Below are 20,159 nucleotides of genomic sequence, written 5' to 3'. Positions count from 1 at the left end.
GCGAACGTGGCCGAAACACTGTCCGGCAGTATGTCCCTTGACTAAGGAGATATAGGAGGCATTGGGAAGGTTTCCGCCGCGGACGCTGCCAGATCGTCCCAGCGCAGGAGCGCACGCCCTGCTTCGCTCCAGCGCCCAAACCGCCCGCCGAACTCTGAGATCTCCATATAGCCGAAGGCCGCAAGCGCCTCGATTGCCTGCTCGCCCGCCGACATTGCGTGGTTGTCGACCAAACCGTCGGGTCGCTCTTCGAGGTACTGCCTTACCATCCGTGCCAGTGCGCTCAGGGCCAGCTTTTGACGATCATCCATGAACTCACCTCCGAGGGCGGGTTTGCTCAGATACCCAATCAAGTGACTGCTACCGCAGAGGCCAGACCACCATCAGCGTCGGTATGCTGACGATGACGATCACGAGCGAGAGCGGCAGGCCGAGGCGCGGATAGTCGCTGAACCGGTAGCCGCCCGGCCCCATGACCAGGGTGTTGCACTGGTGGCCGATCGGCGTCAGGAAATCGCAGCCGGCGCCGATGGCGGTCGCCATCAGGAAGGCTTCCGGCCGATAGCCGAGCGCGTCGGCGAAGCTCGCGGCGATCGGCGCCATGACCAGCACGGTCGCGGCGTTGTTGAGGAACGGTGTGACCGCCATTGCCGCAAGCAGGATGATGGTCAACGCGCCTGCCGGCGGCAAGCCGGCGGCAACCGTACCGAGCCACCCGGCAATGACTTCCGTCCCCCCGGTCGTGCGCAGGGAATCGCTGACCGGGATCAGCGCCGCTAGCATCACGAGGATCGGCCCGTCGACGGAACGGTAGACGTCGCGCAACGGAATGATGCGGAAGATGACCATGGCAAGGGCCGCTGCGAAAAAGGCGATCGGCACCGGCACGAGGCCGACTGCCGTCGAGCCCATGGCGGCGGCCAGGACCAGAAGCGGCAACGGCGCTTTGCGCGTGGTGCCGAGCAGGATCTCGCGCTGCGCGAGCGGCAGGCAGCCGAAGTCCTGCAGAAAAGACGTCAATTCGCGCCGCGCGCCTTGCAACACAATGACGTCGCCGGCGCGCAGACGAATGCTGCCGAGCCGCTGCTTCAGCCTTTCGCCCTGGCGGCTGACGGCGAGCAGGTTGATATTGTGGGTGTTGAACAGCGCCAGGCGCTGCGCCGACATGCCTTCGATCGGCGAGCCGCTGCCGACGACCGCTTCCACCGCCTCGATCTCGGACCCTGCCTTCTCGCGGCTACCCGGCGAGCGGTCTCCGGCGATCTTCAGCTTGGCCTGCGAGACAATACGATCGAGCGCCCCCGGCCCGCCTTCAAGCAGCAGGATGTCGTCGGCTTCAAGCGTGATGTCGGGCAGCGGCGCCAGATGCAGGCCGCGGCGAAAAATGGCGATGACGACGGCACCGCCATCGCCGAGCTTGACCAGAGCGCTGAGTGACTTGCCAATCGCGGGAGATCCGGCAGCAACGACGGCCTCCGACGTATAGTCGGTAATCTCGATCGCCGAATGAACCGAAACTTGGCTGCTGGTCCGTTGCGGCACGAGCTTGTAGGCAAAGAGCAGGAAGATGCAGCCGACCAGCGCCAAGGTCGCGCCGACGGGCGTGAAGTCGAACATCGTAAAACTCTCGCCGGTCAGTTCCTGACGCACGCGCGACACGACGATATTCGGCGAGGTGCCGACCTGCGTCATCAGCCCGCCAATCAGCGAACCGAAGGCCATCGGCATCAGGAAGACCGAAGGCTGGACATTCGACCGCCGGGCGAACTGGAAGGCGACCGGCAGCATGATCGCCAGCGCCCCGATATTCTTGATGAAGGCGGAAAGCACCGTCACCGTGATGACCAGCAGCGCAAGCTGGGCCCGGACCGACGAGATATTGGGCAGGAAGCGCTGGATCGCCGCATCCACCACGCCTGAGCGCGCCACGCCGGCGCTGACGATCAAGGCACTGCCGACGATGATGACGATGTCGTCGCTGAAACCGTCGAAGGCATGATCGTAAGGCACGATGCCGACGGCCACCGCCAGCATCAGCGCAGAACAGGCGATCACGTCGTATCGAAACCGCCCCCAGATGAAGAAGACCATCATGGCGCCGATGACGATAAACGCGAGAGACTGTTCGGCGGTCATGCAATACCCGGGTTCGGCGAAAGGACTGGGCGGGACGGAACGTGCAGTTGGCGCAAGGCCGAAACGCGCGATCCGCCGGAACGTTCACGAGAGAAGTAACGCATCTTTCTCCGCACCGGAATCCGGCTCAGCGACAAATCTGGGTACGAAGGCGAAATTCTCCAGCGACCGCAAGGCATTCACGCGACGTTGCCGACTTGGAAAACACCGTTGCCGCCCTACACTTTAGCAAAGGGTGTTGGAGCGCCTTGGCCGCCGCTTTTGCCGCCGGTGCCAGCGGACCATCTGCTTCCTCCACCGCGTCGCCCCAGGCTTGCTCGAAGCAGGCGCTAGGCTTGCCTAGATAATTGCGAGCCCTTGGATTTGCATCAGGAAATTGTACAATAGATCAAAGTGTTGCAGCGCGTTCCGTAGTCCATTTGAAGGCGAGGAACCTGACTGCGCCTCCCCTACCAAGCGCACCCGTAACCGAGGATCGCCGACATGAAAAACGCCCTTGCCGCCCTCTCCGTCGTTCTGCTTCTGAGCGGCTGTACCGCAAGCGGCGGCTCAAGCTATTACGGCTATTCGTCGAACCTCGAGCCGATCCCCGGCAGCATCACCTATGGCGGCCAGCCGCGCACCAAGCTCACGAAGTCGCCTGTCGGCAGCATCGTGCCGCACCAGTTCATCGACCAGTACGGCCGCAAGGTCTACGAAACCTATATCATCGAGCCGGACCGGTCGTTGCGCCTCACCAGCCGGCGCTGGCAGCCGGATGATATTTTCGATTTTGACTGACGCATTTCGTGGGGCGACTATGGGAGCGAGCGGCAGTCGCCGCTGCCGAATTGCGCGATCACCCAATCGCGCAACAACTGCGTCGCCGGTCGATCTGCCATCCGTGGGCTATAGACGAGATCGTAGCGGTCGCTTTCGAGCGTCACAGGAAAAGGCTGGACGAGAATGCCCGAGGCGAGTTCCTCGGCGACCAGCGTCAGGCTCAAAAGGCCGATGCCCTGCCCGGCTACGGCGGCCTGAACGGCATGGATTTCATCGGTAAACGAAAGACCCGCGTTCGCATCGACATCTGCGATGCCAGCCCGCTCCAGCCATTGCCGCCAGACCGGCGCACGCGGCTCGTCTCGGCGCGCCACACCCCAATCGAAATGAATGAGCGTTGAGCGTTTGAGATCCGCAGCACTTGCCGGCACCAGTCGCGGCGCGCAGACCGGGGCGAAACGATCGGCAAAGAGCGGCTCGGTTATGAGACCCGGGTAGTGTCCGCCACCGAGACGGATTGCGGCGTCCGCGTCCGCCTCCAGGTCGATCGTCCGGTTGGAAGCGTCGAGCCTCAGCGTCCAGTCCGGATAGGCTTCGCGAAACGAGCCGGCGAGCGGCGCCAGACGCTTGGCGACGAAGGCGACGGTGGAGGTCAGCCGCGCGACCTTGCTCCCCTGCTGGCGGCGCACATCGGCAATCGCCTGCTCGAAGCGATCGAGACCATCGCGCAGCACCGGAAACAGCGCCTTGCCGGCAGCCGTCAGATGCACCTGTCGCGTCTCGCGCTCGAAGAGCTTGACCTCCAGCATCTCCTCCAGCTGCCGGATCTGGTGGCTGACGGCGGTCGCCGAAACGTTCAGCTCTTCCGCCGCATGCTTGAAGCTCAGTCGGCGGGCGGCCGCTTCGAAGACCCGCAAGGCGCCGAGCGGCGGCAGCTTCCTCATCGCATCCTCATGGAAGAATTCATCTCATCTATCAGCTGAGAAATCACTCTTTGTCAGCCTGCTATCTCCTCAGCATATTGAGTTCAACAGCCAAGGCAACAGCGCCAAGCTGAGAAAAACTCAAGCATGAAAGGACAAAGCATGTCTCTCGAACAGGTCATCACCAAGCCGGATCCTTACGCGCCCTTCCTGCTTTCCCAGGCGATCAAGGCCAACGGCTTCGTCTTCGTCTCAGGGCAGGCGGCGATCGGCGATGACGGCGAGCTCGTCGGCGAAGGCGATTTCGACCGCCAGGCCGAACAGGCCTTCCGCAACCTCGACCGGGCCCTGAAGGCCGCCGGTTCCGGCCTCGACAAGATCGTCAAGGTTACGATCTTCCTGCGCTCCATGGAGAATTTCGGGAAGATCATCGAACTCCGTCGCAAATGGTTTTCGGCACCCTACCCCGCCGACAGCATCATCGAGGTCTCCTCGCTCTATTCGCCAGACGCGCTGATCGAGATCGAAGCGATCGCGCTCGACGCAGGCCGTTGAGATGAGCGCCGGAAATCGTTCCGGCATCGAAAGGACATTCCATGCATCTTGAACAGGTCGTCACCACGCCGGATCCCTACGCGCCGTTCCTGCTCTCCCAGGCAATCGGGGCCAATGGCTTCGTCTTTGTCTCCGGCCAGGCGGCAATCGGTGACGACGGCGAAATCGTCGGCATTGGCGATTTCGACCGCCAGGCCAACCAGGCTTTTCGCAATCTCGACCGCGCCTTGAAGTCGGCCGGCTCCGGGCTCGACAAGGTCGTCAAGACCACGATCTTCCTGCGTTCCACCGAGAACGCGGGAAAGATGGTCGACCTTCGCCGCAAGTGGCTTTCGGCACCCTACCCGGCCGAAAGCATGATCGAGGTTTCTTCTCTCTATTCACCCGATGCACTGATCGAGATCGAAGCGATCGCGCTTGACGGAGACCGCTGAGATGAACGCGCCACAGATCCTTCCATCTCCCGTTTTCACTGGCACCACCCTCAAGGGGCTCAATTTCACCACCCGCCTGTCGGTCGCGCCGATGACCCGCATCAGCGCTTCGGCCGCGGGCGTTCCAGGCGAACGCATGCAGCACTACTACGAACGCTTCGCCCGAGGCGGCTTCAGCCTGATCACGACCGAAGGCATCTACACCGACAAGGCCTATTCCCAGACCTACAGGGACCAGCCCGGCCTGACCGACAGGGAACAGGCGGCTGCCTGGCGCCGCGTCGTCGATACAGTCCACGCCGCTGGTGGCCGCATCTTCGCGCAGCTCATGCATGGCGGCGCATTGGCACAGGGCAACCCCTACCGCCCGGATACGGTAGGCCCCTCGGCCATACGTCCGAAGGGCACCCAGATGACCGGCTACCATGGCGACGGCCCCTATCCTTTGCCGCGCGAGATCAGCGAGGTCGAGATTGCCGAAGCGATCGAGGGCTTCGCTAATGCCGCTCGCTTGGCCATCGAGGTCGCCAGCTTCGACGGCATCGAGATCCACGGCGCCAACGGCTACCTGCTCGATCAGTTCTGCACCGACTTCTCGAACCGGCGGACAGATCGCTGGGGCGGCGATATCGTGCAGCGGCTCGGTCTGTCGCTCGAGGTGCTGAAGGCGGTGCGCACGGAGATCGGCCCCAGCGTCCCGCTCGGCCTGCGCCTCTCGCAGGGCAAGGTCAACGACTTCAGGCACAAATGGGCCGAGCGTGAACAGGGGGCAGCGCGCGTGTTCAAGGCGATGGCTGAAAGTCCGGCCGATTTCGTTCACGTGACCGAGTTCGAAGCCTGGAAGCCGGCCTTCGAGGGCGGCGACACTTCGCTCGTGGCGCTTGCCCATCGCCATGCGCCACGCCTGTTCCTCATCGCCAATGGCAGCCTGCACGATCTTGCGCGCGCCGAGGAGGTGATGGCAGCCGGAGCCGACATGATCGCGCTTGGCCGCGGCGCGCTCGTCAATCCCGACTGGCCGCAACTGACCGCCGAACGCAGCGATCTGCGTCCGTTCGACCTGCCGTTCCTCGCACCGATCAGCGACATCAAGGATAGTGAACTTGCTCTCTGAGAAAGAAAGGACCGACGGGCGCTTGAGAAGGCGCCCGTCGGCTACGTCGCTCGCGTTCGTTGAGGACTGCTCGTCGCGGTTACAACGCCGCGACGAAACGATAGGCTGAGCCGTTCCGCTCGGCGCGCCCGATCCCCGGATAGGCCCAGTGATAGCCAAGCAACGCCAGCCGCTCCGATGCCGCCCTGTCGATCAGAGCCTTGCGGTTCTTCAAGGCCAGTTCCGCATCCGTGTCGAAGCCGAAATGCCAGTCGGGATGTTCGAAAAAGACGACATTGCTGGTCACCGCATCGCCCGTTATCACCATGCCCTCATGCCCGGCGCCGTCGCCACCGGCAAGCTGAAGCGAGATGTGGCCGGGCGTATGGCCGCGCGTATCGAGCACCTGCATGCCGCTGACGATCTCGTCGCCGGGCTTGACCAGGGTCAGACGATCTTGCCCCGCGAAAAGATCGCGCTGCGCGCCCTTGGCAAAGCCATGCAACGCCTGCGGCATGGTCTTTTCGAAGTTCGGATCGGTCCAGAACTGCCACTCGGCCTCCGATACGAAATACTGCGCGTTCGGAAAGGTCAATTTGCCATCGGCACCAAGGGTCCCTCCGGCATGATCGGGATGCGCGTGGGTCAGCACCACCTTCGTGACCTCACCCGGATCGATGCCGGCAGCCAGCAGATTGGCGCGCAGCTTGCCGGCGCTTTCCTGGAAGTGGTTGCCCGAACCGTCGTCGACCACGATGACATCACCGCCGGTGCGGATAACAGGGATATTGGTATGAAATGGCGCGCGTTCCGGTGTGCCGCCGAGCCGACGCATGATGTCCGGCCGCTCCTCCGCCGTCGCATCCGGCAGCACGATGCCCACCGGCAGCATGATGAAGCCGTCGCTGACGACGGAAATGTCGAAACTGCCGTGCTGAAGGCGATGGACGTCGGCGGCGTAGACACCTTTCGGCAGGAGGGCGGAAGCGGCAATCGCGCTGGATCCGGCAAGGAATTCGCGGCGATCGGGGCCGGATGCGTCGGTGGGAGTACGGGAAGAGGTCATCGTTCTGGTCCTTGGCTGAAGCGTTTGGCGAAGGGTGCCGGTGCGCTCCGTGGGCCGCACCGGCGAGCAGGCGTTAAGCCTTGGCGAAGGCGAGCAGGTCGGCGTTGAGCTGATCCTTGTGTGTATCGGTGATGCCGTGCGGCGCGCCGGCATAGACCTTGAGCTCGGCATGCGGCACCAGCGTCTTCGAAGCTCTGGCGGCCGCATCGATCGGCACGATCTGGTCGTCGTCGCCATGGATGATCAGCGTCGGCACGTCGAACTTCTTCAGGTCCTCGCTAAAGTCTGTCTGCGAGAAGGCGACGATCGAGTCATAGGTGTTCTTGTGCCCGCCCATCATGCCCTGCAACCAGAAGCTGTCGATCATGCCCTGAGAGGCGACCGCACCCGGGCGGTTGAAACCGAAAAACGGACCCGAGGCGATATCGCGGTAGAGCTTCGAGCGATCCTTCAGACTTGCCGCCTGCAGCCCGTCGAACACCGCCTTCGGCAGGCCGCCGGGGTTCTTGTCGGTCTTGACCATCAGCGGCGGCACCGCCGAGATCAAACCGGCCTTGGCGACACGGCCCGTGCCGTGCCGACCGATATAGCGGCTGATCTCGCCGCCGCCGGTGGAAAAGCCGGCAAGAAAGATGCCCTTCAGATCGAGCGCGTTGATCAGATCGGCAAGGTCGTCGGCGTAGTGATCCATGTCGTTGCCGTCCCAGGGCTGCGACGAGCGCCCATGGCCGCGGCGGTCATGGGCGATGACGCGGAAGCCATTGGCGGCGAGGTGGAAGGCCTGCGCTTCCCAGCTGTCCGACGACAGCGGCCAACCGTGGCTGAGCACGACGACCGGGCCATCCTTTGGACCCCAGTCCTTGTAGTAGATCTCGACGCCATCGCGGGTGGTGATGCGGCTGCCCATGGTCTTTGCTCCCTCGGTGCCGGACGCGCCGGCGGTTGATGCGGTGGCGGATGCGGCCTTGGCCGGAATGTTCATTGCGTTGACCGCGGCGGCGGTGGCGGCGGCACCGAAGGCTGCCGAAAGAACGTTGCGGCGCGAAAGGCCATTGGAAACGGTTGCGGAAACTGCTTTTGCCTGTGTCATTGTCCTCACCTCTTTGATCTCTGTTGCCCGGCTTCCATCCCGTGGAAGCGATGGTTGAATTGATAAATCGGGGGGCCTAACCTCTCGACCGGCAAAGCTGACAACGATGGGGGCAGAAGTGACAAAACGAGCGGAAAGCGAACCGGCGGAGATCGGCATCGTCGTCTACCCGCGCGCCCTGATGTCGGCGATCCACGGGCTGACCGACATGTTCCAGGTGGCGAGCATGCAATCGGTCGAACAGAGCGGGGTAGACGCTCCCCAGATCCGCATCAGCCATTGGAAGCTGCAGGAAGACGGCTCGGTGGCGAAATCACGCGACACCCACCAGGATCCCTCTTCGAGCCTGGTGGCGCTGATCCTGCCGCCGACGCTCGCCGATCTGCCGGTCGGGGAGCGCATCGGCACCCTGCCCGCCTTCGTGCGCGAGCAGCATCAACGCGGCACGACCATCTGTTCGGTCTGCGGCGGCGCCTATCTGCTCGCCGAATCGGGCCTCGCTGCTGGCCGTACCATCACCACGCACTGGTCGCACCAGGACCTGATCGCCAACCGCTACGGCAATATCCGCGTCGACACCGACAGGCTGCTGATCGACGAGGGCGACATCATCACCGCCGGCGGCATGATGGCCTGGATCGATCTCGGGCTGAAACTCGTCGACCGGTTCCTCGGAACCGACGTCATGCTGGCAACGGCGCGGTACATGATTATCGATCCCGGCGCGCGCGAGCAGAGCTACTACAGCGTCTTCGCGCCGAAGCTCGATCACGGCGACAACGTCATCCTCAAGATCCAGCACTGGCTGCATGGCACCAGCACCAAGGGCGTGACGCTGCAGATGATGGCGGAGCGCGCCGGGCTCGGCGACCGCACGTTCCTGCGTCGCTTCCAGAGGGCGACCGGCTTCAATCCGACGGAGTATTGCCAGCGGCTGCGGATCGCCAAGTCACGCGATCTGCTGGAGCGTTCGCATCTCTCGATCGAGCAGGTTGCCTGGCAGAGCGGCTATGACGACACCAACGCCTACCGCAAGATCTTCCGCAAGATCCTCGGTCTCTCGCCAAAGGAATATCGCCTCCGCTTCTCGGTATCGGATGGTGCCCGGCGAATGGCCGCAGGAGCGCCGAATGCGGTGCCGGCTTTGTGACCTAGGGCGCTCCATCGATTGAGCGCGCCAGCAAGCTGCATCCGCTCAAGACCCGACCAAAGTGACAGCCCACAGCGCATCTCCTGGTAGGTTCTCGCCACCTGGCGCTCCTCCGATAAAGGACAACAAGCCGATCATGGGCGACGGCAACGCCGTCTTGGTGACCCCGAAGGGATAGAAAACGCAAAAACCGCCGCGCGCCCGTTGGGGCGCGCGGCGTGCATTGAATATAGTGGTTTGGAACGATCTTCCTTGGACGAGCGGTCAATCCAGATCTGACTTGTCTCGGAACTCGGCCGGCAAATCTCGTCGACCCAGCTTAGGCCTTCGCGGCGCCTCCGATCTCAGACGGCCCCGTCAGCCCTTGCCCATGATGACAAAGACGACGCGGCGGATCGCCTCGGCGAAGCTGACGCCCAGCGCCATCGCCGCGATGCCGGTGACGCCCAATGCGCCGATCCCCATCAGCTTCCAGCGCCTGACGTCGTCGGTCACCGGCTTCATCTCCGCGACGTCCGCACCGATCGCCGAGACAGACGCCTCGATCTCACCCACGCGATCGACCAGCTGTTCCATGCGTAGATGCACGCTGCCATGAATGGCGGCGTACTTGTCCTCGGCGCGGCGGCCGCCCTGCTCGATTCGGCGGATAGATTCCTGCAAGCCGCGCATGCCCGCAACCAATTCGCCGAGCTGGCGGTGAACGGCAACATCGATTTCAACTGCCGACATCGGCGCGCTCCCCATGTCCGGCGCATTCCGCCCGTGTCCAGATTTCCGCCGTGCAGAGGCCAACGGCCGTGCGATCAATCCGGCGTTGATCGGCCGCAGTCGCGCCGCGCGCGCCGACGAGATCAGTTCCGACGACGCCCCGCAGACCCGGAACACTGGCCGGTTGCGAAGTTCCACAACCCGCCTGCATCAAGGCAGGAATCGTAATCAAGGCGCTTTTCGCGAGCGCGGCTATGAGCGTCATTGTTCTGCCTTTCGATAGCATTGGCGATGGAACGGGCACCGTCGGCCCGGATTTCGTGAACGAGCCAAACGATGCCGGCGAGCAACAAGCCGCCGACCAACAACTTCGGCCCGGCCAGCATCATCTGGCCCAGCCAAGGCGGCGTGCTAGCAGGTACCAGGTTTCGGAGAGGACGCCGGCAGCAAGGCCGACGCCAACCTCCAACAGCATCTGGATGTCCGGATCATCGGCAATCGCGGGACCGGTTTCAGGCGCCAGCAAGCCCTTCGCAACAAGCAAGCCGGCGCCATAGCGCAACACGATACGGATCATCACGGCGCTCATTTCGCCCACCTCGCGAAAATTGAGACAATCACGGTGACAAGGCGTTCGAAGATGTTGCCAAGAGACGGGGCCGAAGCGCTGGCGCCCTCGCCTTTTGCCTCCGATCCCGACTTTCCGGGCCGAAGCACCACGACGACGCCCGACTCTGCCGACCCCGCCATTTGCTGGCCACTCCGGCCATATCCGGCTCCCGCAATGCCGCCTCAAACGCCCGGCCATAAGCCTCGATCGTCGGGCCATTTTGCCTGATATCCCCATTGATAATCGCGCGGGATGCCGCATAACGATAGCCGGTTGCCGCCCCGGAAAGGCTCTCGTCCGTGTCGAAGTCGGAAAGCCGTTTCCCGGTAAAAAGCCCCTCCGTCATGCCGTCGAACAGGATGTTCACTGCGGAACTCCTCGAACCAGTCGCCAGCGGTGGAAAACACCTTGAAGCGGTCGGTCTGCATGCGCTGCAGCATGTCGGAGATCCCCGCCTCGACGCCGTTGGTGCCGTCGTCGAAGGTTGCGCGCTCGGAAAGCATCGCCAGCCCCTGCCCGCGATATTGCGCCGCCAGCTGCTCGCCCGAGCCCTTGTCGTGCTGCAGCCCGTCATGCGGCCACGCCCACGGCAGCCAGGGCCCCCAAGGTTTGAGCGCCGCTGCATGGATGATCGGCGTCGCCTCGCGCTCGCGGTAGACCCGGGTCACATAGAAGACATCGGCCTCCCGGTCCCAGGCGCAAAGCGCTGCGGCAAAGGGGTGGTCCCAGCCGAAGTCGAGCCCGCCGATCTGCACCCAATGCCTGGGTATCTCGAACGGCTCGACGCGGATCTGTTCCTCGGTCACCGGGAAAATCCGGCCGGAGCCGAGTGTCGGCACACCCTTGGTGCGCGCTTCCTTCTCATGCGCCGGGTAGCTCGCAACGATCTTCGCGCGCTCCTGCGGCGTGTAATGCTCGGCATCGTCAATCGTCATCGTCACCACGGTCCGGTCTTCGGAGGGTTCCAGCAGGTAGCGGCTGACGACCGAGCTCATGCCTTTCAGCGGCGTAAAGGTCACGGCGACCGAGCCGCCCGTCGCATTGGTGCGGGTGATGCCCTCGAAATAGACATCCTCCGGCGGCTCCTCGTCGAACCAGACATAGTCCACCGTGTTTGCCTGCCATTTCGCCCGGCCCTGCTCATAGGCTTTGAGAAGCAGCGTCGAGGTGCCGCCCGAAGCATGGCGCACCGTCACGCTGTCGAGCGCGCCGGAAGCGCTGGAACGCCGGGTCCAGCCTGAAATATTCGATTTCGGGATATAGCCGGTGCCCCAATCCTCCTCGCTCATCGGCGGGCCGACGAGCAGCCGCTGCACGCCATCGCGTGTCAGCTCGTGCGATTCCGAGCCGCCGATCATCGTGATCGGCCGCTCGAACCGTCGGCCCGCCCACCAAGAGGGATAGTCGCCTGTCAGATGCATCGCCGCTTCCGCAGCACCGGCCAGCGTCTTGCCGAGCTGATTGCCGGCCATGAACAGCCGCTCGCGGAACGTGGCCCCTGCTTCATGGAATGCCGTCTGCCTCGCATAGGGCCGGTAATAGAGCAGCCTATTCGTGTTCTGCCGGCGCCCGATCTCCATCGCCAGCTCCATCCGCTCCTTGAGCAGCAAGGAAAGGCCGGATGGTTTGGTCGAGCTTGCGGATCCGCTGAAGGAGTTGTTCATCCGTCATCTCGCCGATCTGGTTGGCATTGATGGTCACGTCCTTCGGCATCAGCGCCGCGACGGCCTTCAGGAAATCATGCGGGTTCTTCTCGATCAGCGCGTGGATCGCCGCTGCCCCGCGGCTTTCCCAGGCCGAAAGCATGTCTTCGAGGAAAAGCTCGCCGAGTTTGGTGCGTACCGCCTTGCGGGCGCGCGGCCGGATGACCGCACCTGCCCGGTCGGCGCGCGGCAAAAAACGCCCGGTTTTCGGGTCCTTGGCTGGTTTGCTTGTCATGGAAATTACTCCGGGCAGGCTGAGCCGCTGAGCCTGCTGGCAGCCGCGGCTTTGACAGAAAAGGCACTCGGCCTCGACTTCGGTCCGTCACCTCGTCTTTGCTCGAATGGCTCGGCGCACCTGCCAATCGTCGAGCGCCGTCACCGCGGACAGCGCAACGCGCGCCGAGCGTGACAGCCGATCACAGAAAATTTCGGGTGTCACGCCGGATGTCACGCTTGCAACCTTGACTTCAGGTTGTATCCGGTCATCAATGCGGCCCACCGGGTTGCCCCGTTTCGGGTCCTCTTGGCGGAATGCATCGCAAGCGCCCTGCTAGCCAGGGAAAAGCCAAAGTAGTTCAAGATTTTGAGTAATTTATCAGCCTAGCAGGCCCGCTGCGGGAACCGTGCGATGGATGCAACAGGTGTCAGATGATCCGCAACGCGTTCAGTAAGTTGAAGACCATTTTCACCCCGCGGCCCTCCGCAACGAATATCTCGCCCAGGTTGCTTGAACTGGCCACCTCGGGGAACGTCGACGCCCAGGCAAAACTGGCCGAAATCTATTTCAACGACGGCGGCGAGGAACACTACGCCGCCTCGCTTCACTGGAACCGGCAGGCCGCCCGCCAGGGTCATCCCGCCGCGCAGGCCCGTCTCGTCACCATCTATCAAAGGGGGCTCGGCGTCGAGCGCGATCCGAAAGAGGCCTCGCGCTGGCTTCGCAACATTGGGCAACCGCGCGCGCGAATTGAGCCCACCCGCGCCGTTTCCGGCAAGATCGCCAAACAGGAAGCATAGCAAGCGCCAACCGGCCTTGGCGAAGCACCGTAACGATCCGCAACGGTCAGGCGGCCATTGCGCACCTTCATGTCTCCTTAAGTCGACCTCGATTTAAGGAGACATACAGAAAATCAAAGTGCTGCAACGACCTTTGCGCGTCCGATAAGACGCGCGGCGCTGTAGGCCGCTCGCCTTAGCTGACCCGGAATCAAAAAGGCCGCTTCAATGACGAAACGGCCAGCCTGTAATATCCTTAGCCCGCTTCCGGGCGCTTGGCAAGCCCCGCCGCCTAAATTTGTTTCTGTTTTGTTCTTTTTTTTCGCGAGCCGCCTGCGTCGCTCGCCTCACGCCCACCTGCCGTCTCGCCCGCCCGCTCCCATCGTTTGGTGATATAGTTACGCCCGGCACGCGACACTGCCTTTGCCCCGCGGCGATGGGCCGCCGGCCAGGACCAAGCGCGCCATGTCCGGTTCGATGGCGAGGCGGTCGAAGGCCGTTCCCACGACGACGGGAGGATCCCATGACCCCACGATATCTGCTTGCCGCTGTTATCGCGGCGCTTGTCGCGCTTGCCGGCTGCACCACCGACCAGGCCAGCCGCAGCACCGCCCCTGCCCCAAGCCAGGGAAACCAGGGCACGCAAGGCGGCCAAGGCATGAGCCAGAGCGGCGGAAGCTCCGGCTACTAAAGCATGTCGCGCAAAAGTACGTAGCGGTTTTGCGATAACGACATGCGACAAACCAATAAAGCACGTCGCGCAAATGTGCGCAGCGGTTTTGCTGCGACAACCCAAAACTGAACGGCCCTGTGACGAGCGTCGCCGACCGCAGGCTGCCTGTCCAGTCCGCGTATGACAGCACCGCCATGCACGGAGCCTGCCGGCACCGTTCGCCTCGCTTCGGCGCTTGCTGATTGAACCTCCGGCGCCGAAACGCGTTGAGTAACCATGACGCGCAATCTCGGTGCCACGCCATTTGTTTGCGCGCATTCTGTGTTAAGCTTCCCCTTGGGAGGAAAATGCCATGGAGAATTTCTTCGCACTCGCCGCCATCGTCGTCGGCTCCGCCATCCTGGGGCTTGCGCTTGCCTACGGAATGCGCCGCAAGGACGCACACCGTCCTCCCGATCATGACGACGCCCGGTTGAAGTTCTAAAGCCTGTCGCGCAAAAGTGCGCAGCGGTTTTGCGACAACGACATGCGAAATATCAAGAACTTAAAGCGCAAGGAGCGAATCTGAAAGATCGCGACGCTTTAGAGCCGCTGGCTCTTCCATGAAACGTGCTAAGCGCGCAAGCGCCCGCTTCGCAGCGCCACTCGTTCGCCGGGCCGCACCATCTTGAGCGCGGACAGCGTCGACTGGCGACAGCGAGCACTTTGGCTCCCTTCCTCTCACAGACGTTCCCCTTGCCCGGCAGCCGGGAACCTTTCCCGCCTCCTCGCCTTACTCCTTCGACATGACCAACCGAGGAGATGCGAGGATGAGCAAGGCGAACCCGAAATCACGTGATCTCAGGCAGACACCCGAAGACCTGTCGCAACCCGCAGAACCGACCGTCGTGCCGATCGGCAGGATCCCGCCGTTGCCGGTCGATCTGGTTCCTGAGGGCGATGACATTCCGCCGGGTGACCAGGGCCGCGTGCCGCCGGTTCCGAGCCGCGATGAGGCCAATGTGAACCCGGACGACGCCCTGCCCGAAGACGGCGAGGAGAAAATCCTCGACGACGACCCGGCGCGCGAAAAGACCCGCTTCGACGAGGAGCTTCCGAAGAGCAGCCGATAGGCATGTCGCGCAAAAGTGGGCAGCGGTTTTGCGATAAACGACATGCGGCTAACTGACTTGCAAGCATGAACAGAAAAGCCCGCCGGTCACCACAACCGACGGGCCTTTTTTTGGAACGCGCTTCGCTCAGAAATAGGGCGAATAGCACTGCTGGCGCGGGCCGCCATAGGGCTGGAACGAATTGTCCCAAGCGCGGTACGAGCGGTAGCGGGCATAGCACCAGTCCACGTGCCGCGGGTTCACGCCGGCATCCGCCCGGCGCGGCGGCGCGGCAATGGCGCCGCCGATGATGACGCCGGTGCCAAAGGCCGCCAGCGGATACCACCAGCCGTCATTATGGCGGCGATAGCCATAGCGCTCGTAGCGATAGCCGCGGTAGCCGTTATAGTGTCCATAGCGGTAGCCGCCATCCCAGCCCGGACGCGGACGATACCCGCCATGCCAGCCTGGCCGCGGACGGTAGCCGCCGTCCCAACCGGGGCGCGGACGATAGCCGCCATGCCAACCCGGCGGACGCCGGCGATAGTGGCCGCCGTTCCATTCCCGGTGCTGCACCAACTCGACGTCGCTCTTCTGCACCCGCTCGATGGCAACCGCCGGCACGGCATTCGCCGGCGTGATGCCCGAAAGAGCCGTAACCGCCGCCATTATGACGATGGCAATCTTCTTCATCTCATCACCTGTCCGTTTGGAAACAGGCGGCAGTTTCGCGGAATGACGTGAACCCACAATGAATGCGATACATCTAATATGTAATACAACCCAAAGGCGGCATCCGCGGCCAGTGTTTCATGCGCGCGCGGCCCCATCCCCACGCAACGCGAGCGCATGCGCAATCAGCGTTTCCACCGCCGCGCCATAGGAGATTCCGTCTGCCGCAAGCGCCTTGGCATACATGCTGATATTGGTGAAGCCGGGAATGGTGTTGATCTCGTTGATGACCAGGCTTCCATCCGGCCGCAGGAAGAAATCGACGCGCGCCATGCCGGCGCAGGCCAGTGCCCGGAAGGCCCGCTCGGCCATCTCCTGCGCCCGCGCGCCCACCTCTTCGGCAAGGTCCGCCGGCGCATTCACGATCGCGCCGCCAGCGTCGACATATTTGGCGTCGTAGCTGTAGAAACCGTGGCTTTCGGCGGGGATGATCTCTCCCGGCCGCGACACGGTGAGCCTGCCCTTGGCGTCTTCCAGCACCGAGCACTCGATCTCGCGGGCCTGCACGAACTCTTCGATCAGCACCTTGTCGTCGTGGCGAAACGCCTCTTCCAGCGCAGCCGCAAGCCCGTCGAGGCTATTGACACGGCTGACGCCGACGGATGAGCCCTGCCGCGCCGGCTTAACGAAAACCGGCAATCCCAGTGTTTCCAGGATGGTTTCGCCGGAATAGGCGTCCTCCTGATGCAGCGCGATGGCACGCGCGACTGGCAACCCCTCGGCCGCAAGCAGGCGCTTGGCGAGCACCTTGTCCATGGCGGCTGCCGAAGCCGCAACGCCGCAGCCGACATAGGCGACATCGGCCGTCTCGGCGTAACCCTGCACCGTCCCGTCCTCGCCGAACGGCCCATGCAGCACCGGAAAGATCAGGTCGACGGCCGGCAGCAGCCCTTGCGTTCCGTCGGCGGCAATGGTGACCGCCCGGCCCTTGCCGCCCGGGATCAGCGCAACTTGCGTTCCTGCCGCCGGAATGGTCCGGGGCAGCTCGCCGTTTTCAAGCTCGAGCAACAGCCAGCGCCCATCCTTGGCAATGCCGATCGGCACGATCTCGTAGCGTGCTCTGTCAAGCGCCGCGACGACGTTGCGCGCCGACATCAGTGAAACCTCATGCTCCGCCGAACGCCCACCAAACAACACGGCAATGCGCAACTTCCCTGTCATGACGTCTTTCCTTCAGAATCGTGGCCAATGCTGATCCGCAAGGAAGCGGTCGAAGATGGCAACAAGACGTCAAGGAAACGTGCTATCGCTGCGACAGGAAAATTTTCTCAATCGACCGCAACACCGCTTGACCCTTCAGGCGGCGAGACACAATTGGAACGCGAAGGATAATTTGAAGGAGAAGTCGTCCATGGCCGAGGTCCTGCTCTTCCATCACGCCCAGGGGCTGACCCCGGGAATGCACGCTTTCGCCGAGGACCTCCGGGCCGCCGGACACACCGTGCACCTGCCCGATCTCTTCGAGGGGCGCACCTTCAACAGCATCGAAGAAGGCCTTGCCTATATCGGCGAGGTCGGCTTCGATGAGATGCGCGAGCGCGGCGTTCGCCTCGCCGACGCTCTTCCCCAGGGCCTCGTCTATGCCGGCTTCTCCTTCGGCGTCCTGCCGGCACAGAAGCTCGCCCAGACCCGGCCCGGCGCCCGCGGCGCCCTGCTCTTTTACTCCTGCATCCCGATCAGCGGTCAGTGGTCCTTCGGCCCCTGGCCGGATGGCGTGCCCGTCCAGATCCACGGCATGGACAATGACCCGATCTTCGTCGGCGAAGGCGACATCGACGCTGCCCGCGAACTCGTCGAGAAGGCCGACGATGCCGAGCTCTTCCTCTATCCGGGCGACCAGCACTATTTCGCCGACAGCTCGCTGCCGTCCTACGACGCGACGGCAACGGCGCTGCTGACGGATCGGGTGCTTGCTTTTCTCAGGCGGGTCTGAGGCTGCCCTATTGTAGGAAAAGCTCGGAGTTGCTCAGCAATCCCACCAATCGGTCATGGTGGCCTTGGCCGCTTTGCGTCGATATCGTTGAAAAACTCGTAGTTTGAGCATCCGCGACGCTCTCCACGCGGTTTTTCGAAGAGTTGGCAAGGTGTCTCTCGTTGTGATGCGGTGGGATGGCTCCAGGCAACCGGCCGTTATGCCACCATGGCGGCGGATGGGAGGCGAGAAGGTCTAAGCTTTGCCAGCCTTCTGAGGTTTTGTGCCGTTGCTGCGAGCAGGAATTCATCGCGAGCACCACACGGACCACGCAGTCTCAACCTGGCCATCCGCAGGATGCGCTTGAGGTGAGCGAAGAGCATCTCGACCTTCTTGCGACGATGCCGTGAACGCTCGTAATCGGGCGTGCCGGCAATGGCTCTGGCGACGTCACGGGCATCCTCATTGAGATCACGAGGGACTTTGCGAGCAACTGCATTCGGGCAGCAGCGCTGTTTCAGGTCGCACACATCACAGTCCTTCTTGCTGGCCCGATAGAGCCGGGTGCCCTCACTGGTGATGCCCGATCGGGGCGTCGCGTAGGTGCGACGGAACTGAACCAGCTCCTTGCCCGCCGGGCAGATGTAGCGATCTGCCTCGCCATCCCAATTGAAGTCGGCACGCGAGAAAGTCCCGTCTGTCCGGTTGGACTTGTCGAACACAGGAATGTGCGGAGCAATCTCCTTTTCCTTCACAAGCCAGGCCAGATTGTCAGCGGAGCCATAGGCACTGTCGGCGACCAGATAGCCTGGCTTCAGGCCAAAGCGGTTCTCTGTTCTGTCGATCATGGTGCGCGAAGCGCCAACCTCAGCCTGTCGAATGGCACGGGTGGCCTCGACATCGAGAATGACGCCATGGTCGGTGTCGATCAGATAGTTGGTGGCGTAGGCGAAGAAGGCATGGCCTTTATGGGCACCCGTCCACTGGGCTGCCGGGTCTGACGGGGAAATAAACTTCGGCGTTACCGGCGAAGCCGCACCAAAAGCAGCGTCATCAAGCACCGCCAGATATTCCTGAACGGAGCGGCCTGCATTCTCCTTCGCTTCTTGCGCGCTCCATTCTGCACTAGATACCGAGCGCTGTTTGTTGGCATCCGCGGCGATCAAGCTGGCATCGACGGCAAGGCCTTCAGCACCGACAAGACCCTGTACCAGGCAGCGCTCAACCACCGTCTCGAACAGATGCCGAAGGATATCGCTTTGCCGGAAACGTCCGTGGCGGTTCTTCGAGAAGCTGGAATGATCCGGCACCTTGCCGTCCAGTCCAAGCCGGCAAAACAGACGATAGGCGAGATTGAGATGAACCTCCTCGCACAGCCGGCGCTCCGACCGGATGCCCATGCTGTAGCCAATGATCAGCATCCGCATCATCAGTTCCGGATCGATCGACGGACGGCCGGTGCTGCTGTAATAGGGCTTCAACTGCGCGCGGACGCCATCGAGGTCCAGGTGGTTGTCGATCCGGCGGAGAAGATGGTCGGCTGGCACGTGCTCATCGAGACTGAAATCGTAAAAGAGCTGCGCCGGAGCCGCCTGCGTTCCCATCATTCGCCTGATCCCCTGCCAAATCACTCAGAGGATTGAATCACGCGTCCCAAGTGCCCGCAATGCCGAGTTTTTCAACGGTATCCGCCAACAGTAGACATTCGCCGACCGCGGCGCCGTGGCCGATATGGGGCCGAGAGCGGGACGGCAGGTTCCGGGCAGCAGCATTGATAAAGCGGACATTCGCTATCGGCTTAAATCAGCAGGTCGGCCATTGACTGCTGTCGACCCCTCCAGGTCGTACCTTGACCTGGATGTGAGCATCTGCTTCGGCCAAAAGCTATCGTCCATCGAGTGCGCAGCTGCCAGTCGCTACGCACTCGAGGATTCAGCTCAGTGGCCGGTGAATTAATCGCAAAACCATGGCATTTTCGAGGTGGACGATGCAGCTCCGAAACATGCGTTCCGGATCGCCCCGGTTAGCGACCTGGATTAGTCACCCTGATATATCCGCCCCAAAACGCACAGGATTCTAATTTCGGTCGACTGACGTTTGCGTTTCACGGACGAAGCGCGCCCGGTTCGCGTTGACGAAAGCTTCTACGGTCATCAGCGGGCCACCAATAATCTTCGTGCCGATGTCATCGAGACCGGCGAGGAGACCCTCTTGCTGGTCCAGCTCCGCAGCTTCGAAGTGCCGCCGCAAGACGGTGTCATCCTCGAGCCCCGCGAGCTCCAGAAAGGCCGATACGGTAAGCTGCTCGAAGGGCAGATCGACTCCGAGGACCCGACCAACCTCTGCTGCGAGCTCCTCGTGACTATACTCCTTCGGGCCGTGCAGCTGGTAGGCTTGGCCGCCGTGGTCTTCCGGCTTCTCCAGGATGTTGGCGATGATCTTCGCCGTATCGGCCGCGGCCAGCGGAGCAAAGCGGCCATCCTTGTTGAATGGCATGACGTAGCGGCCGCGCTGGATGAATG

Annotated in this window: 24 protein-coding genes and 1 pseudogene; 11 read left to right on the top strand and 14 right to left on the bottom strand. The window is 62.8% G+C overall.

Annotation, left to right across the window (positions count from 1 at the left end; all coding sequences use genetic code 11):
* Positions 1 to 41 precede the first annotated feature (41 nt).
* Together ACTJKM_RS24285 and ACTJKM_RS24280 are read right to left on the bottom strand one after the other, a co-directional pair.
* Positions 42 to 311 (bottom strand): hypothetical protein, encoded by a 270-nt coding sequence (locus tag ACTJKM_RS24285; protein ID WP_058327050.1) that lies wholly within the window; start codon positions 309 to 311, stop codon positions 42 to 44.
* 49 nt (positions 312 to 360) lie between these two features.
* Positions 361 to 2,136, bottom strand: coding sequence for an SLC13 family permease (locus ACTJKM_RS24280; RefSeq protein ID WP_058327051.1), 1,776 nt, complete (start codon positions 2,134 to 2,136; stop codon positions 361 to 363).
* Positions 2,137 to 2,619: 483 nt separating this feature from the next.
* On the opposite strand from ACTJKM_RS24280, the gene ACTJKM_RS24275 reads away from it, so the two are divergent.
* Positions 2,620 to 2,916 carry a hypothetical protein gene (locus ACTJKM_RS24275; protein ID WP_057254026.1) on the top strand — a complete coding sequence of 99 codons (297 nt, stop codon included), beginning with the start codon at positions 2,620 to 2,622 and terminating at the stop codon, positions 2,914 to 2,916.
* A 17-nt stretch (positions 2,917 to 2,933) separates the two neighbouring features.
* Here ACTJKM_RS24275 and ACTJKM_RS24270 read toward each other — a convergent pair whose 3' ends face one another.
* Complete coding sequence (locus tag ACTJKM_RS24270) at positions 2,934 to 3,842, bottom strand: LysR substrate-binding domain-containing protein (RefSeq protein WP_057254024.1); 909 nt, start codon at positions 3,840 to 3,842, stop codon at positions 2,934 to 2,936.
* Between the two features lie 141 nt (positions 3,843 to 3,983).
* Between ACTJKM_RS24270 and ACTJKM_RS24265 the strand changes: the two genes are divergently transcribed.
* The 3 genes from ACTJKM_RS24265 to ACTJKM_RS24255 are packed head-to-tail and all read left to right on the top strand — an operon-like array spanning position 3,984 to position 5,924.
* Positions 3,984 to 4,376 carry a RidA family protein gene (locus ACTJKM_RS24265; RefSeq protein ID WP_057254022.1) on the top strand — a complete coding sequence of 131 codons (393 nt, stop codon included), beginning with the start codon at positions 3,984 to 3,986 and terminating at the stop codon, positions 4,374 to 4,376.
* A 41-nt stretch (positions 4,377 to 4,417) separates the two neighbouring features.
* The gene (locus ACTJKM_RS24260; protein WP_058323454.1) at positions 4,418 to 4,810 is read left to right on the top strand and encodes a RidA family protein; all 393 of its coding nucleotides are present in this window, start codon (positions 4,418 to 4,420) and stop codon (positions 4,808 to 4,810) included.
* Between the two features lies 1 nt (position 4,811).
* The gene (locus ACTJKM_RS24255; RefSeq protein WP_058327052.1) at positions 4,812 to 5,924 is read left to right on the top strand and encodes an NADH:flavin oxidoreductase; all 1,113 of its coding nucleotides are present in this window, start codon (positions 4,812 to 4,814) and stop codon (positions 5,922 to 5,924) included.
* 79 nt (positions 5,925 to 6,003) lie between these two features.
* On the opposite strand, the gene ACTJKM_RS24250 is transcribed toward ACTJKM_RS24255, so the two are convergent.
* Positions 6,004 to 6,969 (bottom strand): MBL fold metallo-hydrolase, encoded by a 966-nt coding sequence (locus tag ACTJKM_RS24250; RefSeq protein WP_058327053.1) that lies wholly within the window; start codon positions 6,967 to 6,969, stop codon positions 6,004 to 6,006.
* Positions 6,970 to 7,042: 73 nt separating this feature from the next.
* Positions 7,043 to 8,059, bottom strand: a complete 1,017-nt coding sequence (locus tag ACTJKM_RS24245) for an alpha/beta fold hydrolase (protein ID WP_113512305.1) — start codon at positions 8,057 to 8,059, stop codon at positions 7,043 to 7,045.
* 118 nt (positions 8,060 to 8,177) lie between these two features.
* Between ACTJKM_RS24245 and ACTJKM_RS24240 the strand changes: the two genes are divergently transcribed.
* A complete protein-coding gene (locus tag ACTJKM_RS24240) occupies positions 8,178 to 9,209 on the top strand; it encodes a GlxA family transcriptional regulator (RefSeq protein ID WP_286161594.1) in 1,032 nt (343 codons plus the stop codon).
* Positions 9,210 to 9,566: 357 nt separating this feature from the next.
* Here ACTJKM_RS24240 and ACTJKM_RS24235 read toward each other — a convergent pair whose 3' ends face one another.
* The 5 genes from ACTJKM_RS24235 to ACTJKM_RS24215 form a co-directional block, all read right to left on the bottom strand.
* Complete coding sequence (locus ACTJKM_RS24235; protein ID WP_058327055.1) at positions 9,567 to 9,941, bottom strand: DUF1515 family protein; 375 nt, start codon at positions 9,939 to 9,941, stop codon at positions 9,567 to 9,569.
* Positions 9,928 to 10,185, bottom strand: a complete 258-nt coding sequence (locus tag ACTJKM_RS24230; RefSeq protein ID WP_058327056.1) for a hypothetical protein — start codon at positions 10,183 to 10,185, stop codon at positions 9,928 to 9,930. Before ACTJKM_RS24230 ends, ACTJKM_RS24235 begins: the two co-directional genes overlap by 14 nt.
* Positions 10,186 to 10,305: 120 nt before the next feature.
* Positions 10,306 to 10,509: a hypothetical protein gene (locus ACTJKM_RS24225; RefSeq protein WP_058327057.1), complete on the bottom strand. Its 204-nt coding sequence runs from the start codon at positions 10,507 to 10,509 to the stop codon at positions 10,306 to 10,308.
* A 203-nt stretch (positions 10,510 to 10,712) separates the two neighbouring features.
* Positions 10,713 to 12,194: a terminase large subunit domain-containing protein gene (locus tag ACTJKM_RS24220; RefSeq protein ID WP_082663489.1), complete on the bottom strand. Its 1,482-nt coding sequence runs from the start codon at positions 12,192 to 12,194 to the stop codon at positions 10,713 to 10,715.
* On the bottom strand, positions 12,079 to 12,468 hold the full coding sequence (locus tag ACTJKM_RS24215; protein ID WP_113133112.1) for a hypothetical protein: 390 nt from the start codon (positions 12,466 to 12,468) through the stop codon (positions 12,079 to 12,081). Before ACTJKM_RS24215 ends, ACTJKM_RS24220 begins: the two co-directional genes overlap by 116 nt.
* 413 nt (positions 12,469 to 12,881) lie before the next feature.
* Between ACTJKM_RS24215 and ACTJKM_RS24210 the strand changes: the two genes are divergently transcribed.
* From ACTJKM_RS24210 to ACTJKM_RS24195, 4 genes are all read left to right on the top strand, one after another.
* The gene (locus ACTJKM_RS24210) at positions 12,882 to 13,250 is read left to right on the top strand and encodes a tetratricopeptide repeat protein (protein WP_058323293.1); all 369 of its coding nucleotides are present in this window, start codon (positions 12,882 to 12,884) and stop codon (positions 13,248 to 13,250) included.
* A gap of 502 nt (positions 13,251 to 13,752) precedes the next feature.
* Entirely contained in the window at positions 13,753 to 13,920 is a 168-nt protein-coding gene (locus ACTJKM_RS24205) for a hypothetical protein (protein WP_156436845.1), read from the top strand.
* Positions 13,921 to 14,254: 334 nt separating this feature from the next.
* Positions 14,255 to 14,386 carry a hypothetical protein gene (locus ACTJKM_RS24200; RefSeq protein ID WP_255571009.1) on the top strand — a complete coding sequence of 44 codons (132 nt, stop codon included), beginning with the start codon at positions 14,255 to 14,257 and terminating at the stop codon, positions 14,384 to 14,386.
* A 325-nt stretch (positions 14,387 to 14,711) separates the two neighbouring features.
* Entirely contained in the window at positions 14,712 to 15,014 is a 303-nt protein-coding gene (locus tag ACTJKM_RS24195; protein WP_113398944.1) for a hypothetical protein, read from the top strand.
* A 126-nt stretch (positions 15,015 to 15,140) separates the two neighbouring features.
* On the opposite strand, the gene ACTJKM_RS24190 is transcribed toward ACTJKM_RS24195, so the two are convergent.
* Positions 15,141 to 15,686, bottom strand: coding sequence for a BA14K family protein (locus ACTJKM_RS24190; RefSeq protein WP_058327058.1), 546 nt, complete (start codon positions 15,684 to 15,686; stop codon positions 15,141 to 15,143).
* Positions 15,687 to 15,803: 117 nt separating this feature from the next.
* Complete coding sequence (locus tag ACTJKM_RS24185) at positions 15,804 to 16,886, bottom strand: D-alanine--D-alanine ligase family protein (protein ID WP_058327059.1); 1,083 nt, start codon at positions 16,884 to 16,886, stop codon at positions 15,804 to 15,806.
* A gap of 27 nt (positions 16,887 to 16,913) precedes the next feature.
* On the opposite strand from ACTJKM_RS24185, the gene ACTJKM_RS24180 reads away from it, so the two are divergent.
* Both ACTJKM_RS24180 and ACTJKM_RS24175 read left to right on the top strand, forming a co-directional pair.
* Complete coding sequence (locus ACTJKM_RS24180) at positions 16,914 to 17,057, top strand: hypothetical protein (protein WP_156414718.1); 144 nt, start codon at positions 16,914 to 16,916, stop codon at positions 17,055 to 17,057.
* A gap of 19 nt (positions 17,058 to 17,076) precedes the next feature.
* Positions 17,077 to 17,658, top strand: coding sequence for a dienelactone hydrolase family protein (locus ACTJKM_RS24175; RefSeq protein WP_058327060.1), 582 nt, complete (start codon positions 17,077 to 17,079; stop codon positions 17,656 to 17,658).
* Positions 17,659 to 17,855: 197 nt separating this feature from the next.
* Here the strand turns inward: ACTJKM_RS24175 and ACTJKM_RS24170 are convergent, their stop codons facing one another.
* Both ACTJKM_RS24170 and ACTJKM_RS24165 read right to left on the bottom strand, forming a co-directional pair.
* A complete protein-coding gene (locus ACTJKM_RS24170) occupies positions 17,856 to 19,244 on the bottom strand; it encodes an IS1182 family transposase (RefSeq protein ID WP_058327061.1) in 1,389 nt (462 codons plus the stop codon).
* Positions 19,245 to 19,713: 469 nt separating this feature from the next.
* A pseudogene (locus ACTJKM_RS24165) lies at positions 19,714 to 20,159 on the bottom strand (hypothetical protein); the annotation flags it as partial.

The organism is Ensifer sp. 22460 (assembly GCF_052044935.1).
Taxonomy (GTDB): domain Bacteria; phylum Pseudomonadota; class Alphaproteobacteria; order Rhizobiales; family Rhizobiaceae; genus Ensifer.
This window is presented reverse-complemented; position numbering and strand designations above follow the sequence as displayed.

Coding starts and splice junctions, on each gene's coding strand:
- ACTJKM_RS24180 (WP_156414718.1), top strand. CDS start 16,914: ATGCTGATCCGCAAGGAAGCGGTCGAAGATGGCAACAAGACGTCAAGG.
- ACTJKM_RS24285 (WP_058327050.1), bottom strand. CDS start 311: ATGGATGATCGTCAAAAGCTGGCCCTGAGCGCACTGGCACGGATGGTA.
- ACTJKM_RS24175 (WP_058327060.1), top strand. CDS start 17,077: ATGGCCGAGGTCCTGCTCTTCCATCACGCCCAGGGGCTGACCCCGGGA.
- ACTJKM_RS24245 (WP_113512305.1), bottom strand. CDS start 8,059: ATGACACAGGCAAAAGCAGTTTCCGCAACCGTTTCCAATGGCCTTTCG.
- ACTJKM_RS24275 (WP_057254026.1), top strand. CDS start 2,620: ATGAAAAACGCCCTTGCCGCCCTCTCCGTCGTTCTGCTTCTGAGCGGC.
- ACTJKM_RS24210 (WP_058323293.1), top strand. CDS start 12,882: ATGATCCGCAACGCGTTCAGTAAGTTGAAGACCATTTTCACCCCGCGG.
- ACTJKM_RS24250 (WP_058327053.1), bottom strand. CDS start 6,969: ATGACCTCTTCCCGTACTCCCACCGACGCATCCGGCCCCGATCGCCGC.
- ACTJKM_RS24205 (WP_156436845.1), top strand. CDS start 13,753: ATGACCCCACGATATCTGCTTGCCGCTGTTATCGCGGCGCTTGTCGCG.
- ACTJKM_RS24190 (WP_058327058.1), bottom strand. CDS start 15,686: ATGAAGAAGATTGCCATCGTCATAATGGCGGCGGTTACGGCTCTTTCG.
- ACTJKM_RS24265 (WP_057254022.1), top strand. CDS start 3,984: ATGTCTCTCGAACAGGTCATCACCAAGCCGGATCCTTACGCGCCCTTC.
- ACTJKM_RS24200 (WP_255571009.1), top strand. CDS start 14,255: ATGGAGAATTTCTTCGCACTCGCCGCCATCGTCGTCGGCTCCGCCATC.
- ACTJKM_RS24230 (WP_058327056.1), bottom strand. CDS start 10,185: ATGACGCTCATAGCCGCGCTCGCGAAAAGCGCCTTGATTACGATTCCT.
- ACTJKM_RS24215 (WP_113133112.1), bottom strand. CDS start 12,468: ATGACAAGCAAACCAGCCAAGGACCCGAAAACCGGGCGTTTTTTGCCG.
- ACTJKM_RS24225 (WP_058327057.1), bottom strand. CDS start 10,509: ATGAGCGCCGTGATGATCCGTATCGTGTTGCGCTATGGCGCCGGCTTG.
- ACTJKM_RS24280 (WP_058327051.1), bottom strand. CDS start 2,136: ATGACCGCCGAACAGTCTCTCGCGTTTATCGTCATCGGCGCCATGATG.
- ACTJKM_RS24255 (WP_058327052.1), top strand. CDS start 4,812: ATGAACGCGCCACAGATCCTTCCATCTCCCGTTTTCACTGGCACCACC.
- ACTJKM_RS24270 (WP_057254024.1), bottom strand. CDS start 3,842: ATGAGGAAGCTGCCGCCGCTCGGCGCCTTGCGGGTCTTCGAAGCGGCC.
- ACTJKM_RS24195 (WP_113398944.1), top strand. CDS start 14,712: ATGAGCAAGGCGAACCCGAAATCACGTGATCTCAGGCAGACACCCGAA.
- ACTJKM_RS24170 (WP_058327061.1), bottom strand. CDS start 19,244: ATGATGGGAACGCAGGCGGCTCCGGCGCAGCTCTTTTACGATTTCAGT.
- ACTJKM_RS24220 (WP_082663489.1), bottom strand. CDS start 12,194: ATGAACAACTCCTTCAGCGGATCCGCAAGCTCGACCAAACCATCCGGC.
- ACTJKM_RS24260 (WP_058323454.1), top strand. CDS start 4,418: ATGCATCTTGAACAGGTCGTCACCACGCCGGATCCCTACGCGCCGTTC.
- ACTJKM_RS24235 (WP_058327055.1), bottom strand. CDS start 9,941: ATGTCGGCAGTTGAAATCGATGTTGCCGTTCACCGCCAGCTCGGCGAA.
- ACTJKM_RS24185 (WP_058327059.1), bottom strand. CDS start 16,886: ATGACAGGGAAGTTGCGCATTGCCGTGTTGTTTGGTGGGCGTTCGGCG.